The organism is Rhizobium nepotum 39/7, assembly GCF_000949865.1.
In the GTDB taxonomy this organism is placed as follows: domain Bacteria; phylum Pseudomonadota; class Alphaproteobacteria; order Rhizobiales; family Rhizobiaceae; genus Agrobacterium; species Agrobacterium nepotum.
The window spans coordinates 142,413-156,875 of sequence record NZ_JWJH01000015.1 but is presented as its reverse complement, the minus strand read 5'-3'; the positions used below and the strand labels follow the sequence as shown (position 1 = coordinate 156,875).

Annotated in this window: 15 protein-coding genes; 7 read left to right on the top strand and 8 right to left on the bottom strand. The window is 60.9% G+C overall.

Annotated elements, in window-relative coordinates; all coding sequences use genetic code 11:
* Window positions 1–3: 3 nt before the first annotated feature.
* From cheD to RS75_RS16675, 8 genes are read right to left on the bottom strand one after another with little or no spacing between them, the layout of a single operon-like run.
* On the bottom strand, window positions 4–549 hold the full coding sequence (cheD, locus tag RS75_RS16710; RefSeq protein ID WP_045022292.1) for a chemoreceptor glutamine deamidase CheD: 546 nt from the start codon (window positions 547–549) through the stop codon (window positions 4–6).
* Entirely contained in the window at window positions 546–935 is a 390-nt protein-coding gene (gene cheY2 / locus RS75_RS16705; RefSeq protein WP_003493781.1) for a chemotaxis response regulator CheY2, read from the bottom strand. The genes cheD and cheY2 overlap by 4 nt, the downstream gene beginning before the upstream one ends.
* Window positions 935–1,990, bottom strand: coding sequence for a protein-glutamate O-methylesterase CheB (cheB, locus tag RS75_RS16700; protein ID WP_045022290.1), 1,056 nt, complete (start codon window positions 1,988–1,990; stop codon window positions 935–937). The genes cheY2 and cheB overlap by 1 nt, the downstream gene beginning before the upstream one ends.
* Window positions 1,987–2,895 carry a protein-glutamate O-methyltransferase CheR gene (gene cheR, locus RS75_RS16695; RefSeq protein ID WP_045022288.1) on the bottom strand — a complete coding sequence of 303 codons (909 nt, stop codon included), beginning with the start codon at window positions 2,893–2,895 and terminating at the stop codon, window positions 1,987–1,989. The genes cheB and cheR overlap by 4 nt, the downstream gene beginning before the upstream one ends.
* 13 nt (window positions 2,896–2,908) lie before the next feature.
* Window positions 2,909–5,164 (bottom strand): chemotaxis protein CheA, encoded by a 2,256-nt coding sequence (locus RS75_RS16690; protein ID WP_045022286.1) that lies wholly within the window; start codon window positions 5,162–5,164, stop codon window positions 2,909–2,911.
* A gap of 16 nt (window positions 5,165–5,180) precedes the next feature.
* A complete protein-coding gene (gene cheY1, locus RS75_RS16685; RefSeq protein WP_003493773.1) occupies window positions 5,181–5,546 on the bottom strand; it encodes a chemotaxis response regulator CheY1 in 366 nt (121 codons plus the stop codon).
* On the bottom strand, window positions 5,543–5,842 hold the full coding sequence (locus RS75_RS16680) for an STAS domain-containing protein (RefSeq protein ID WP_045022284.1): 300 nt from the start codon (window positions 5,840–5,842) through the stop codon (window positions 5,543–5,545). Before RS75_RS16680 ends, cheY1 begins: the two co-directional genes overlap by 4 nt.
* A complete protein-coding gene (locus tag RS75_RS16675; RefSeq protein WP_234704288.1) occupies window positions 5,842–7,425 on the bottom strand; it encodes a globin-coupled sensor protein in 1,584 nt (527 codons plus the stop codon). The genes RS75_RS16680 and RS75_RS16675 overlap by 1 nt, the downstream gene beginning before the upstream one ends.
* Before the next feature lie 515 nt (window positions 7,426–7,940).
* Between RS75_RS16675 and RS75_RS16670 the strand changes: the two genes are divergently transcribed.
* The 7 genes from RS75_RS16670 to mnhG all read left to right on the top strand — a co-directional run bounded on the left by RS75_RS16670 (window position 7,941) and on the right by mnhG (window position 14,425).
* Window positions 7,941–8,318 (top strand): hypothetical protein, encoded by a 378-nt coding sequence (locus RS75_RS16670; RefSeq protein WP_045022283.1) that lies wholly within the window; start codon window positions 7,941–7,943, stop codon window positions 8,316–8,318.
* A 106-nt stretch (window positions 8,319–8,424) separates the two neighbouring features.
* Window positions 8,425–11,343 carry a monovalent cation/H+ antiporter subunit A gene (locus RS75_RS16665; RefSeq protein ID WP_045022280.1) on the top strand — a complete coding sequence of 973 codons (2,919 nt, stop codon included), beginning with the start codon at window positions 8,425–8,427 and terminating at the stop codon, window positions 11,341–11,343.
* Window positions 11,343–11,678 carry a Na+/H+ antiporter subunit C gene (locus tag RS75_RS16660; protein WP_045022277.1) on the top strand — a complete coding sequence of 112 codons (336 nt, stop codon included), beginning with the start codon at window positions 11,343–11,345 and terminating at the stop codon, window positions 11,676–11,678. The genes RS75_RS16665 and RS75_RS16660 overlap by 1 nt, the downstream gene beginning before the upstream one ends.
* A complete protein-coding gene (locus RS75_RS16655; protein ID WP_045022276.1) occupies window positions 11,675–13,321 on the top strand; it encodes a monovalent cation/H+ antiporter subunit D in 1,647 nt (548 codons plus the stop codon). The genes RS75_RS16660 and RS75_RS16655 overlap by 4 nt, the downstream gene beginning before the upstream one ends.
* Window positions 13,318–13,806 (top strand): Na+/H+ antiporter subunit E, encoded by a 489-nt coding sequence (locus RS75_RS16650; RefSeq protein ID WP_045022274.1) that lies wholly within the window; start codon window positions 13,318–13,320, stop codon window positions 13,804–13,806. Before RS75_RS16655 ends, RS75_RS16650 begins: the two co-directional genes overlap by 4 nt.
* Window positions 13,803–14,084, top strand: a complete 282-nt coding sequence (locus RS75_RS16645) for a K+/H+ antiporter subunit F (RefSeq protein ID WP_003514989.1) — start codon at window positions 13,803–13,805, stop codon at window positions 14,082–14,084. The genes RS75_RS16650 and RS75_RS16645 overlap by 4 nt, the downstream gene beginning before the upstream one ends.
* Window positions 14,081–14,425: a monovalent cation/H(+) antiporter subunit G gene (mnhG, locus tag RS75_RS16640; RefSeq protein WP_045022272.1), complete on the top strand. Its 345-nt coding sequence runs from the start codon at window positions 14,081–14,083 to the stop codon at window positions 14,423–14,425. The genes RS75_RS16645 and mnhG overlap by 4 nt, the downstream gene beginning before the upstream one ends.
* Window positions 14,426–14,463 lie beyond the last annotated feature (38 nt).

Here is a 14,463-nt window from a genome sequence, read left to right as displayed (position 1 = left end):
TGACTAGAAAAATTCGATGTCGTTGGCGACGGGCTTGGGCACCGGCACCGGACGTGTTTCCATGGCGACCGTCTTCTGGGTTTCCGCGCCGCTGAGCGGATGCTGCCGCGCACGCCCCGAGACCGGCCAGAACTCGATCTTGCGGCCATGGTCTCCACCCGTGGAGGAGCTTATGACCGGAATGCCTTCATCCTTCAAAAACTGCATGGCGAAGATTGCGTTCTGCTCGCCGACATTGGAAAAGCTGGCAATCGTCTTCGCGCCGCCGAAAACCTTGGCTTCCAGCCGGTCGCGGCGGGCGCCCTGCTTGAGAAGGCCGTTGATCAGAAGCTCCATGAGATGCACGCCGTAACGCGTCGCATCTCCGCCGGTCACACTGCCCGTTCCCGGCAGCAGGAAGTGGTTCATCCCCCCGATGCCGGCAACGGGATCTCTCAGACAGGCGGCCACGCACGAACCGAGTATAGTCGTCATGACCACGTCGGGATCGCTGACAACCTTATACTCGCCCTGAATGATATGTACGCGCTTGGCCGCAGCTTCGATCATTTCAACGATCCGAAAACCGCTTCGATGGCTGCACGCATCTTGTCGATCGTGAAGGGCTTGGCCAGCACGTTGTTTGCGCCGAGCTGCGCCGCCTTCTGCACCAGCGCGCGGTCACCCTGCGCCGTGAGGATGATGAAGGCCGCCTTCTTGGTGGTGGGGTTGGCCCGCACGGCGTGCAGGAAACCCAGACCGTCCATCTTCGGCATGTTGAAATCGGAGATGACGAGATGATGGGGCTGCTGCTCCATGATCTTCAATCCCTGCTCGCCATCGCCAGCGGCAGTGATCTGCTTGAAGCCGAGCTGTGTCAGCGCATCGCTGAGCAGCAGCCGGCTGGTCACCTGATCGTCGACGATCAGAACTTTGATCTTTTCTGCGAGAGACATTAGTCAGCACCTTCTTTGCGGGCAGTGGTTAGTTTCAGGATTTCTTCGCCGATTGAAGCCAACGGCAATTGCTGTTCGACGGCGCCAAGCTCAAAGGCCACTCTCGGCATGCCGTAGACGACACAGGTTTTTTCATTCTGGCCGACGGTGCGCGCACCGGCATGCCGCATTTTCAGCAGCCCGGCCGCACCATCCCGGCCCATGCCGGTGAGAATGACGCCGACGGCGTTACGCCCGGCAAGCTCGGCCACCGAATCGAACAGGACATCGACGGAGGGGCGATGGCCGTTGACCGGGTCGCGCTCGATGAGCCGGCAGCAGGGGGCATTCCGATTGGATATCTGCAAGTGGCGTTCGCCGCCCGGCGCGAGATAGATCTTGCCGGTTTGCAGGCGTGCGCCATCCGTCGCTTCTTCCACGACGGGCGCGCAGATGCGGTTCAGTCTTTCCGCGAAGCTCTTGGTGAATGTCGGCGGCATATGCTGGGTGATAACGGTCGGCGGACAATTGGCCGGAAATTTCTGGAGCACGGCGATCAAGGCTTCGACACCGCCCGTCGATGAACCGATGGCCACGACTTTGCGGCCGGCCCGATAATCGCTGACGGGCATCGGCTGTGGCGCCGCAACGTTTTCCGGGCGTGTCGCGCGGTAGGCCGCGTGTTGCGACCGCGCGGCCGCCTTCACCTTGTCGGCCAGGTCGCCGAAGGGGCGCGCATCGCCGGGAGCCGGCTTGCCGACACAGTCGAAAGCACCGATTTCAAGCGCGGCAAGTGAGGCATCCGCGCCGCGATGGGTCAAGGACGAGACCATGATGACCGGCATCGGCCGCAGGCGCATGATCTTTTCGAGAAATTCGAGGCCGTTCATTTCCGGCATCTCGATATCAAGCGTCACGACATCCGGATTGAGCTGCTTGATGGCGGCGCGCGCCTCCATGGCGTTGCCGGCCTGCCCCACCACCTCGACCTCCGGATCGGCCTTGAGGACGGCGGAAATCAGGCCGCGCATCGTTGGAGAGTCATCGACGACGAGTACCCGTGCGAGCGCGCTCATGCCTTCCTCCCCGACGTATGACCAATGTAGCGGTAGGTGGTGATGCCCGTATTGTCGAACAGGTTCTTGGCGTCGCCGGACACTCTTTCGGAATGCCCGATATAAAGATGACCGCCCTCCGGCAGCAGGCCTGCGAAACGCGACCAGATGCGCATCTGCGTCGGCTCGTCGAAATAGATGACGACGTTGCGGCAGAAAATGACGTCGAAATTGCCCTTGAAGGGCCATTGCGTCATCAGGTTCAATTCATTGAAGGTAATGAGACGCTTGACCTTGTCGTCGATGCGGAACTTGCGGCGACCGCCGGCATCGACCTCGGTGAACCATTGCTTGCGCATGGCCGGAGATACGGTTTCGAGCGCGTTGTCGTCGTAGACGCCGGCGCGGGCCTGGGCCAATATCTTCGGATCGATATCCGTCGCGAGGATCTTGAAATCGTAGTCCGCCGCATTCGGAAACATGGCGAGAACGGTGAGCGCAATCGAATAGGGTTCCTGCCCGTCGGAACAGGCGGCCGACCAGATGCGGACGCGCCCGCCGGCCTTCGCCCTTGCGATGAGGCCCGGCAGGACTTCGTCGCGCAGATGTTCGAAATGATGGTTCTCGCGGAAAAAGCGGGTGAAATTCGTCGTCAGGTGCGACAGCATTTCGCGCCGTGCGTGCGCGCCCTCCGGCGAGGACACCAATGCGCAATATTCGCGAAAGCCGGAAAGTCCGAGATTGCGGATGTGCTTCGACAGGCGCGAATAGACCAGCGACGCCTTGGTGTCGTTGAGATAGATGCCCGCATCGGCGTAGATCATCGCGGCGATCTCCGCCAGATCGCGTCTCGTCAGCGGGTATTCGCCGCTGGCGAGAACATCGTCGGGGGACTGGCGCTGATCGCTGAGGTTAAGTGCTGCCATGAATATTTCGCCCTCAACCCGTCGCCGCGAGTGACATTTCCTGCTTCAGTGGCTGTCCGCGCGACGCGCTGACGATGGCGTCGACATCCAGGATGAGCGCGACACGTCCGTCACCCAGAATGGTGGCGGCGGCAATGCCCGGAACATGGGTATAGTTGGCTTCCAACGACTTGATGACGACCTGGCGCTGGCCCTGGATTGCATCGACCATCAGCGCGCGCTGGCCGCCGCCTTCCGATTCCACCAGAAGCGCCACGCCTTCGACCGGATCGGCCTGGGTCGGACGGAAGTTCAGAACGCGTCCGACGTCGACCAGCGGGCAGAAGGAGTTGCGGATGGAGATCAGCCGCTGATTGGCGCCGAAGGAGTGAATGTTCTTCGCTTCCGGCTGCAGGGTTTCCACGATTGCCGTCAATGGAACGACAAGCGTCTGTCCGGCAACCGTCACCACCATGCCGTCGAGAACGGCAAGCGTCAGCGGCAGGCTCATGGTGAAGGTCGATCCAAGACCGGGGCGCGAGGAGATGTTGATGCGGCCGCCGAGTGCCTGAATGGAACGCTTGACCACATCCATGCCGACACCACGGCCGGAAATGTCGGAAATCTTGTCCGCCGTGGAAAAGCCCGGAGCGAAGATCAGATTGTCGATTTCCTCATCGGTGAGGTTCGCATCGGCGGCAATGAGATCGTTGTCTATCGCCTTCTGGCGAACGCGCTCGCGGTTGATGCCCGCGCCATCGTCCTGAAGCTCGATCAGGATACGGCCAGACCGGTGCTTGGCGGAAAGCTTGATGGTGCCTTCGGGGTTTTTGCCCGCCGCTTCGCGTTTCTCAGGTGTTTCGATGCCGTGGTCGACGGCATTGCGGATCATGTGGGTCAAAGGTTCGGCCAGCTTGTCGATGACCGTCTTGTCGACTTCCGTGTTCTCGCCTTCGGTAACGAGGCGGATCTGCTTGCCGATCATGTCCGCAACTTCGCGGACGATACGGGACATGCGCTGGAACACCGGCTTGACCGGCTGCGCACGGATAGCCATGACGCTGTCCTGGATTTCGCGCGTCAATTGCTGGAGTTCGTCCAGCCCCATATTGACGGCGGAGGTGCCGCTCGCATCGTTTTCGATGACGCTCTGCGACAACATCGCCTGGTTGATGACGAGTTCGCCAACGAGGTTGATAAGGCGGTCGACACGGTCGAGATCGACACGGATGGTCTGGCCGGCGCTGGCATTGGCCGCAGCATTTGCGGTGGCCTGGGCTGCGACGGGCGCTGCCGCCGCCTCGCGCTTTTCGATGGCGGCATTGACGCTCCGAGCGATCTGCGTCGTCGCAACGGCCGCCTCGACTGTTGCGGCAACGTAAGACTCTTCCACCACGGGGGTCGCGACGGCGGGTTCCTCTTCCGCGTCACCGTCGAGAGCCGACAGGTCGAACGGAACCGGGATCATCGGAAGTTCTTCCTCGTCACCTGCGGCATCCGAAACAACCGGCACGATTTCGAGATCGCAGTCCCATTCGGCGAATTCGAAGACGCTGCGGATAGCCTCTTCACCCTTGTCGGTCGTGACCGAAACCGTCCAGGAGAGATAGGACGCTTCAGGATCGAGCTTGTCGAGCGAAGGCAGTTCCGACAGGTCGCAATTGACGCTCATCTCGCCGATGCGCGAAAGATCGCGCAGGAGAAGTGCTGCTTCGTTGCCTTTCGAATAAAGCGAGGCATGCGGCTTGAAGGTTATCTGGAAGGACGGCGCTTCCATCAATGGTGTGGTTTCGTCGGCAAAGTCCGAGAAGGAGAACGGGACCGGCTCAAAGCCGCTATCGTCCGTCGGCTTGGCGGCGACGGGTTCCGGCATCTTGACGGCGACCGGTGCGGAGGCCTGCACGGTTTCGCCGTTTGCCAGCGCTTCCAGCTCCTTGACGAGGCCACGGGTGCGGCTTTCGTCGACGCTGCCGCCGTCTCTCGCCGCATTGGTCAGGTCCGCCAAGACGTCGGCGGAACGCAGCATGATTTTCAGGACGTCCTGCGACGGCTCCAGCTTGTTGGAGCGGACGCAGTCGAGGGTCGTTTCAAAAACGTGGGCGAAGGCCACGAGATCATCGAGACCGAAGGCACCCGCCCCACCCTTGATGGAATGAACGGCACGGAAAACGGCGTTGACGGTTTCCGGGTCACGGTCGCCGTCATTCAATTTAAGAAGTCCTGTTTCCAGTTCAGCGAGCTGTTCCTCGCATTCCTGGAAAAAGATTTCCTTGATTTCGTTCATATCCATCGTGAAATTTCCCGTGTCAGGCAGTTACGCGTTCAATGGCATCGATGAGTTTCGCAGGGTCGAACGGCTTGACGATCCAGCCGGTCGCACCGGCCTGACGGGCGCGGTTCTTCTTCTCTGCATCACTTTCGGTCGTCAGAACGAGGATCGGTATGGCGCGGTACTTCTCGTTGCGCCGCACACCCTCGATGAAGCCGAAACCGTCGAGACGGGGCATGTTGATATCAGTCACGATGACATCGGGGTTGCTCTGCTCCAGCACTTCGAGGCCCTCAATGCCGTCTTCGGCCTGGATGGTCTCGAAACCGGCATTGTTGAGCGTGACCAGGAGCATGTTCCTGATCGTTCTGGAATCGTCCACGGTAAGAACTTTTTTCTTCACTGCTTTATCTCCTTCAGGAGCAAATGATCGATTTCGACGCCTATCAGTTTCATGGTCTTGTCGAATGCATCGGACACTTTGGCAAAACCGAACCGCTTGCCGTCCTCCTCCCAGGATTTCGCGCCGGCCATGAGGACCTGGGCGCAAAGTGCGCCGATACGCTCGACCTCGGACGCATCGACCGACAGCGGTGCTCCCCTCAGCGTCATCAGCTTGCCGTGCAGCGCCGATGCCTCGTTGAGATCCAGCACCGGTGACAGTTTCAGTGTCGCCTCAGCTGCTTTTCTGGCTGCCATTACATGACTCCTTGGCGTCTGAATTGTTGGTGTTCCGTGCGGTCGTCCCCACGGGCCATAAATGATGTGTTCCGCCGATCCGCAGCCGCGACCGCTTTCGCCTGTTCCTGACGGGCGATACGGAATTCGCGAATGGTGCGGCCGAGTTCCAGAATGACGGTATGAAGCGCGTCGGCCTCGGATGCGCCCTCGCCCATATCGGCGGCGTTCCGGCCGGCCTGCCGTTGCTGGTCGCCGATATCTGCGGCGACCGATTGCAATTCGCCGGCGTGCTCGGCGGTGTGCCGGGAGACCTCCGTGATCATGTCGTTGATGCCGGACACCTGCCGGACGACCCCGCCGATTGCCTCCTGCGTGCGGTTGACCATGTGGACGCCGCCCTCGACCTGCTTTTTCGTGGAGCCGACGAGGCTTTTGATCTCTCTTGCGGCGTCGGCGGAACGCTGGGCCAATGCCCGGACTTCCTGCGCGACGACGGCGAAACCGCGTCCGCTATCACCTGCGCGCGCCGCCTCGATGCCGGCATTGAGGGCCAGCAGGTTCGTCTGAAAAGCGATCTCGTCGATCGTGCCGATGATCCGGCCGATCTGCTCGGCGGATTGCTCGATATCCGACATGGCGTTTATCGCCTCGCCGATTGCCTTGCCGCTTTCGACCGCCGCCTCGCGGGCACGGGAAACCGCAGTCTCCGCCGCCGAAATGCGGACGCCGTTTTCGGCAACATCCCCGATCATCGTCTGGATCGCACGGGAGGTTTCGGCAAGGGCTGCGGCCTGTTCGCGGGAGCGCTCCGCCATGGAACGGCCGATATCGGCAAACCGCGCGCTCAACGCCTCGGCCTCGCCGATACCGTTTTGGGCGGATATCAGCGACGCGCCGATCGTCTCCAGCGCCGTGTTGAAGGAAGCTGCAACGTCCAGATAAGCTTCGGGCACATCGCCGCCGATGCGGGCCTGCAAATCGCCTGCGGCAAAGGATGTCAGCGCCTCGCCCAGCAATTTTGCCGCTTCCGAGCGGTCGTTGTCGCGCTGTTCCGCCAGTTCCCGACCGTGGCGCAGGCGCAATTCGTTAAAGCGCAGCGATACGGCGATCTCGGTGTCGACCATCACCAGACGGACGACATTTTTCACGGCTTCTGCCAGCTCGCGGTTTTTCTTGCGGCTGCCGGGCAGGATCGAGCGCGGCGCGTGTTCAGCCACCAGTCCGCCGAGCAGATGTTCCAGAACGATTGCGTGGCTGGCGATCTGCCAGCGCGGATCGAGGCCCATGCGGCCGGCATTGTCGGAAAGAACCTTCACCCGTTCGGCATAGAGCGCATCGAAACGCGCATCGGTGAGCACGCTCCAGTGCGAGGATTGCAGATCGTGCAGGCGGTCGAGCTGGTTGTCGCTTTCGAAAGACGGAGAACAGTCCGGCATGGACTGGAAACGGTTCATCACGTCGCGCAGGCCCGCCTTGACGTAAGGCTCCAGCATGCTGCGATAATTGCGCAGGAAATCGGATTGCGTCTCATCCAGACCGGCAAAACGCAGCCGTCCCGCCAGGCTGGCGCCTGCCGATCTCCGCGCTTGATCTGATGGCAAATCCTGCCCCAACCGACGTCCCCAATAAATGACGGCCGGTAAAAACCCGGCCAATTGGCCAAGGTTCAGAACGCCAGCACCCTAAGGGGGATTTTTGAACGAACACACCCATCGCGGACGATGTGGCATCGACGCTTGCCTGACCTTCTTGAACCAAGAAACGAAAATACCGGATCGGGCCCGGTACGGCAGTGCGGCGTCATGCCTGGAAGGGGAGAAACCCCATTCCGCCGTGGAAATACCATCAATCTTTATGGTTAATTCCTTGCTTGAAAGTTAAGAAACATGGGTACCGACGTCAAACGGTAAAATTTGTAAAAGCTTTTAGCCATTGCCGCCCTTACTTTGCCGCAAACAGGCAAAAACGAAAAGGAATCGGAGCCCCGCACGGTTTTTCCGGCCTGTGCGCTGGACAAGCATGTCCGGCTTCCCCTAAAACAAATCAACGGGATATTCGCTCAGCGGTGATGCTTTAAAGAGACCTTTACGATCAAGGAGATGCCAACTTGTTATGGATGGAGAAATGCCGCTGTTCAAGGCGCCATCCGCAAGTGTTGATCGGCCTCGTGGTCGCAAGCCTGCTCGTCATCATCGGCTTTCAGGCCCCTTCCGGCATGAAGACCGTTTCCAAGACCAGCCGTCTGGAGCGATTGCAGACCGTCGATCTCGGCCACTCCCCGTCACTTCGCGATAGAGAGTGCAACAGCGGCGGCGATTACGGCTGCAAGGCCGGCGACACCGGCTCAGGACTTCGCCCCGGTGCTTTTCCTTCAGGCGCCCTGCGGCTCACCAGTGAGGCCAAACCGGCGGTCACACCTGTTGCCGTTACGCTACAATCTTTCCGAGACTTTGCGAGCGTGGTTCCAAGAGCGCCCCCGCATATTATCTCTTAGCCATTCCGGCGGTCCTCATCATTCGGTTTCTTGTGAACCTTGAGGGATCGGAGTCGTCGGAAACCCGCCGTAGGCTCCAATTCCAGAGAGAAACCCGCCGCCGCATATGACACTTGCAACCATTCTTCCATTTATCGTCGCATTGCCGTTCGTCGGCGCTATTCTCACGGCTTTCATGCCGCGCGACGGTGCGGCCGCCGGTCCGGCCTCCGTCGCAGGCGCCGTCGCCCTCTTCGGCCTTGTCGCCAGCATGTTTCTTTATTCGACCGTCAGTGACGGCGGCGCGCTGAAATACGACGTGGAATGGCTGCCGCAGCTGGGGCTCAATTTCACCCTGCGGCTGGACGGATTTGCCTGGATTTTCGCGATCCTCATTACCGGCATCGGTCTGCTCGTGGTCCTCTACGCCCGATATTACATGTCGGCCGAAGATCCGATCCCGCGTTTCTTCGCGTTTCTGCTCGCCTTCATGGGTTCGATGCTCGGCATCGTCCTGTCCGGCAATGTCATCCTGCTGTCGATCTTCTGGGAGATGACCAGCATCTTCTCGTTCCTGCTGATCGGCTACTGGCACCAGAACGCCGGCGCGCGTGACGGCGCACGCATGGCACTGACCGTGACCGGCATCGGCGGTTTCAGCCTGCTTGCCGGACTGCTGATCCTCGGCCACATGGCGGGAAGCTACGATCTCGACAGGATTATCGAGGCCGGCGCCGCAATCCGCGCCCATTCGCTTTATCTGCCCGCGCTTATCCTCATTCTGGGCGGCGCGTTGACGAAGAGCGCGCAGTTTCCGTTTCACTTCTGGCTACCCAACGCCATGGCCGCGCCCACGCCCGTTTCGGCCTATCTGCATTCGGCGACCATGGTGAAAGCAGGGGTTTTCCTGCTGGCGCGGTTCTGGCCAGTGCTGGCAGGCACACCGGAATGGTTCTGGCTGGTGGGCGTGGCCGGCGTCATCACGCTGCTGCTCGGCGCTTATTTCGCCATGTTCCAGCAGGACCTGAAAGGGCTGCTCGCCTATTCGACCATCAGCCATCTTGGCCTCATCACCACGCTTCTCAGCCTCGGCAGTCCGCTTGCGGCGGTTGCGGCCATCTTCCACATGGTCAACCATGCCACCTTCAAGGCCTCGCTTTTCATGGCGGCCGGCATCATCGACCATGAAACCGGCACCCGCGACATGCGGCGACTAAGCGGGCTTTACACCTATATGCCAGCAACCGCGACGCTCGCCATGGCGGCAAGTGCGGCAATGGCCGGTGTACCCCTGTTCAACGGCTTCCTCTCCAAGGAAATGTTCTTTGCCGAGTCCGTCGAAACCCACGCCGACTCGCTGCTGGATCGGGCGCTGCCCTATGTCGCGACATTGTCCGGCGCGTTTGCCGTCGCCTATTCACTGCGCTTCATCCACACGGTCTTTTTCGGTCCCAAGCCCGTCGACCTGCCGAACCCCAATCCGCACGAGCCGCCGCGCTGGATGCGTTTCCCGATCGAGTTCCTGGTCTTCGCCTGCCTGATCGTCGGCATCGTTCCGAGCCTGTCGATCGGCCCGTTCCTGCATTCGGCCGTGCTCTCCGTGCTCGGCCCGCAGACGCCCGTCTACAGCCTGTCGATCTGGCACGGTTTCAACCTGCCGCTCATCATGAGTATCGCTGCACTCGTCGGCGGCGTTACGATCTACGTTCTGCTCGGCGGCTATTTCTCACGCTGCGACGACGGTCCGCCAATCTTCCGGCATTTGCGGGGCCAGCGCATCTTCGAGCGCATTCTCGTCACCGTGTCCTGGAAGTGGGCGCGGTGGCTGGAAAGCACGCTCGGCACCCGGCGTTTGCAGCCGCAGCTGCGGCTTCTGATCCTCGTGGCGCTTCTTGCGGGTTTCTCACCGCTATTCCTTTCGGAATTTTCACTGTCGCTGCCGCGCGTGACCTCCTTCGATCCGATCTTCGCCATCCTGTGGCTGATCGGCATGATCGCCGCGATGGGTGCAGCCTGGCAGGCGAAATATCACCGCCTCGCCGCCCTCATCATGCTCGGCGTCTCCGGCCTCGTCACCTGCCTTACCTTCGTCTGGCTTTCCGCGCCGGATCTCGCAATCACCCAGCTGCTGGTGGAAATCGTCACCACGGTTCTCATCCTGCTCGGTCTCAGATGGCTGCCGAAACGTTTCGAGAAGGTCGACAGCAGCGACGAGTTGCCAGCACAGCTTCGCCGCGCCCGTGACTTCCTGCTGGCCGCCGCAAGCGGTATCGGCATGTCCGTCATCGCCTATGCCGTGATGACCCTGCCCGTGCCGAATGCGATTGCGACCTATTTCCTGGAGCGCGCCTATTCCGAAGGCGGCGGCACCAATGTCGTCAATGTCATTCTCGTCGATTTCCGCGGCTTCGACACGTTCGGCGAAATCGCGGTGCTGGCGATCGTGGCGCTGACCGTCTTTGCGCTGCTTCGCCGTTTCCGCCCCGCGCATGAAAGCATCGGGGTGCCGGAACAGCAGCAGATGCAGAACGCCTTCGATGCCGAACAGCCGGACCGCAGCAAGGGCGACACCGTCCGCGACTATCTCTATGTCCCGTCCATCGTGATGCAGTGGATGTTCCCGGTCATCGTGACCTTCTCGATCTTCCTGTTCATCCGAGGGCATGATCTGCCCGGCGGCGGCTTTGCAGCCGGCATCACCATGGCGATCGCCTTCCTGCTGCAATATCTGGCCGGCGGCGCACGCTGGGCGGAGGACCGCATTCGCATCCTGCCGTTGCGCTGGATGGGCTTCGGCCTGCTGATGGCGGCATCAACCGGGATCGGATCGTGGTTCTTCGGCTACCCGTTCCTGACCTCGTATTTCCAGTATACGGAGATACCCTATATCGGGAAAATGCCGACGGCGTCCGCCCTGCTGTTCGACCTTGGCGTGTTCTCGCTGGTCGTCGGCTCCACCGTTCTTATTCTTATAGCACTGGCACACCAATCGTTGCGTAACTACCGCGTTCGCACGCCTGAAGCCGCAAAAGCGGAGGACGTGTAATGGAACTCATTCTTGCAATCGCCATCGGCGTCATGACCGGCTCGGGTGTCTGGCTGGTTCTGCGCCCGCGCACCTATCAGGTCATCGTCGGGCTTTCGCTGCTGTCCTACGCCGTCAACCTGTTCATCTTCGGCGTCGGCGGCATCAAGACCAATGCGCCGCCGGTCCTTGTCAACGGTGTCGACAGTTCCACGCTCGCCGACCCCGTGCCGCAGGCGCTGGTGTTGACGGCAATCGTCATCGGCTTTGCGACGACGGCGCTGTTCCTCGTCGTGCTGCTTGCCGCGCGCGGCTTGACCGGCACCGACCATGTGGACGGGAGGGAAACGAAATGATGTCATTCCCCTTCCACATCGTCATCGCGCCCATTCTGGTGCCACTGATCACCGCTGCACTCCTGTTGTTCTTCGACGAGCGCCAGCGCGTGGCAAAAGCCGCCATCAGTCTCACCTCGACCGTCCTGTTGCTGGTTGTCGCCATCCTGCTGTTCCGTGAGGTAAATTCGACGGTCAATACCGAGATCGCGGCGGTGGTTTCGAGCGGCGTCTATCTGCTCGGCAACTGGCCGGCCCCCTTCGGCATCGTGCTCGTCGCCGACCGCCTCTCCGGGTTGATGGTGCTTTTGACGGCGCTGCTGGCCATTCCGTCGCTGATCTATTCGCTGGCGAAATGGCACAAGGCGGGCGCGCATTTCCATTCGCTGTTCCAGATGATGCTGATGGGCGTCAACGGCGCGTTTCTGACCGGCGACCTCTTCAACCTCTTCGTTTTCTTCGAGGTCATGCTGGCGGCCTCCTACGGCCTTTTGCTGCATGGTTCCGGCCAGCAGCGCGTCAAGGCGGGGTTGCATTACATCGCCATCAACCTCGTCGCGGCGCTGTTCTTCCTGATCGGCGTCAGCCTCATCTATGGCGTCACCGGCACGCTGAACATGGGCGACCTTGCCCACCGCATCGAAGGCCTCAACCCGGACCAGCGCATGCTACTTGAAACCGGCGCTGCGGTTCTCGGCATCGCATTTCTGGTCAAGGCCGGCATGTGGCCGCTCAATTTCTGGCTGCCTTCCGCCTATGGCACCGCTTCCGCGCCTGTCGGCGGGCTGTTTGCGATCATGAGCAAGGTCGGCATCTACGTCATCGCCCGCCTGTCCTTCCTGCTTTTCGGACAGACGGCGGGGGAATCCGCCGGTTTCGGCCATGATGCCCTGCTCGTCGGCGGCATCGCCACCATCATCTTCGGGGCCATCGGCGTTCTGGCGTCGCAGGCGCTTGGCCGGCTGGCCGGGTTTTCGGTTCTGGTGTCTTCGGGAACGCTTCTCGCCGCCATGGGCACCGGCAACCCGACGATTGCCGCCGGCGCGCTCTATTATCTCGTCAGCTCCACACTGACCATCAGCGCCTTTTTCATGCTGATCGAACTGGTGGAGCGCGGGCAGGATGCGGGCGCGAACGTTCTTGCCGTGACCATGGAAGCCTATGGCGAGGGCGAAGAAGAAGACGAGGAAGAAGAAGTCGGCGTGACCATGCCCGGTACGATCGCGGTGCTCGGTGCGTGTTTTGCGGCCTGTGGCATTTTGCTGGCCGGCCTGCCGCCGCTTTCCGGCTTCATCGCAAAATTCTCGATGCTGCCCGCCATTCTCAATCCTTCGGGGCTCGGCGCCAATGACAGCGTTTCCACGCTTTCCTGGTGGCTCGTCTTCCTGATCATCTTTGCCGGTTTCGCCTCGTTGATCTCGATGACCCGCGCCGGCATCCGCACCTTCTGGGCCTCCATCGAAGGAACCGTGCCGCGTGTTCTCGTCATCGAAATCGCGCCCATCATGCTGCTGCTTGGACTGACACTTGCCATGACAGTGCAGGCCGGGCCGGTGATGCGCTATATGCAGGAGACAGCCCGTATTCTCGATCTGCCGGCGAGCTACATTCAGGGCGTCATTTCCGCCCCGAGAGCGGGAACGAACCCGGAGGCGCAGCCATGATGAGCCGTGTCCTGCCCTACCCCCTGCTGACGGTTTCGCTGATCTTCTTCTGGATGACGATCAACAGTTTTTCAGCGGGGCATCTGCTGCTCGGCACCGGCGTCGCCCTCATTGCCTCCTGGGCGATGGCGTCGCTCAGGCCGGCCAAGCCGCGTATCCGCAACTGGCACAAGCTCGTCAAGCTGATCGTGATCGTGCTTTACGACATCGTCAGGTCCAATATTTCGGTCGTGAAGATCATTCTGTTCCAGCGCGAAAGAGACCGCAAATCCGGCTTCCTGGCGGTGCCGCTCGATATTCGCGATCCGATGGGGCTGGCCGTCCTGGCGACGATCCTGACCTCGACACCCGGAAGCGCATGGCTCGAATATAATTCCAGCCAGGGCACGCTTCTTCTGCATGTTCTCGACGATGTGGATGAGGCGGCCTGGATTAGCCTTATCAAGAACCGATATGAAAAACTGCTGATGGAGATATTCGAATGAGTTCGATTATCCTTTTCTGGTCATTTTCGCTCGCGCAGCTGATGCTGGCCATCGCCATGACGATTTCCGTCTATCGCATCGCGATCGGGCCGCGCGCCCAGGACCGGGTGCTGGGCGTGGATACGCTCTATGTCAACGCCATGCTGCTCCTGCTGACATTCGGCCTGCGCACCGGCAACGACATCTATTTCGAGGCCTCGCTGCTGATCGCGATCCTCGGCTTCGTCTCCACCGTTGCCCTTTCCAAATTCATGATGCGCGGCGAGGTGATCGAATGAACAGTGCTGCAGAATTCCCGCTCTGGGCCGCCATCCTCGTGGCATTCTTCGTCCTCCTGGGCGCCTCGCTGACGCTGATCGGCACGATCGGCTTTGCCAAGCTCAACAGCTTCTACGAGCGCCTGCATGCGCCCACGCTCGGCACCAGCTGGGGCACCGGCGGCATCGTGATGGCCTCGATCATCTATTTCTCCGTCTCCGGCGACCGCTTCGCCTTCCACGAGATATTCATCGGCATCTTCGTGACGGTGACGACGCCGGTTTCCCTGATGCTGCTAGGGCGCGCAGCACTTTATCGGGATCGGGCGGAGCAGAATTCGGATAATCGGGAGCATCTTTAGCCCCCTCCCCCGACTCAGGGAGTTTTTGCGTGAATCGC

Excerpts from the sequence above, each read along its gene's own strand:
- cheR (WP_045022288.1), bottom strand. The coding sequence starts at position 2,895 with ATGGCAGCACTTAACCTCAGCGATCAGCGCCAGTCCCCCGACGATGTT.
- RS75_RS16665 (WP_045022280.1), top strand. The coding sequence starts at position 8,425 with ATGACACTTGCAACCATTCTTCCATTTATCGTCGCATTGCCGTTCGTC.
- cheY2 (WP_003493781.1), bottom strand. The coding sequence starts at position 935 with ATGTCTCTCGCAGAAAAGATCAAAGTTCTGATCGTCGACGATCAGGTG.
- RS75_RS16690 (WP_045022286.1), bottom strand. The coding sequence starts at position 5,164 with ATGGATATGAACGAAATCAAGGAAATCTTTTTCCAGGAATGCGAGGAA.
- cheB (WP_045022290.1), bottom strand. The coding sequence starts at position 1,990 with ATGAGCGCGCTCGCACGGGTACTCGTCGTCGATGACTCTCCAACGATG.
- RS75_RS16655 (WP_045022276.1), top strand. The coding sequence starts at position 11,675 with ATGATGTCATTCCCCTTCCACATCGTCATCGCGCCCATTCTGGTGCCA.
- RS75_RS16650 (WP_045022274.1), top strand. The coding sequence starts at position 13,318 with ATGATGAGCCGTGTCCTGCCCTACCCCCTGCTGACGGTTTCGCTGATC.
- RS75_RS16645 (WP_003514989.1), top strand. The coding sequence starts at position 13,803 with ATGAGTTCGATTATCCTTTTCTGGTCATTTTCGCTCGCGCAGCTGATG.
- RS75_RS16660 (WP_045022277.1), top strand. The coding sequence starts at position 11,343 with ATGGAACTCATTCTTGCAATCGCCATCGGCGTCATGACCGGCTCGGGT.
- mnhG (WP_045022272.1), top strand. The coding sequence starts at position 14,081 with ATGAACAGTGCTGCAGAATTCCCGCTCTGGGCCGCCATCCTCGTGGCA.
- RS75_RS16680 (WP_045022284.1), bottom strand. The coding sequence starts at position 5,842 with ATGGCAGCCAGAAAAGCAGCTGAGGCGACACTGAAACTGTCACCGGTG.
- cheD (WP_045022292.1), bottom strand. The coding sequence starts at position 549 with ATGATCGAAGCTGCGGCCAAGCGCGTACATATCATTCAGGGCGAGTAT.
- RS75_RS16670 (WP_045022283.1), top strand. The coding sequence starts at position 7,941 with ATGGAGAAATGCCGCTGTTCAAGGCGCCATCCGCAAGTGTTGATCGGC.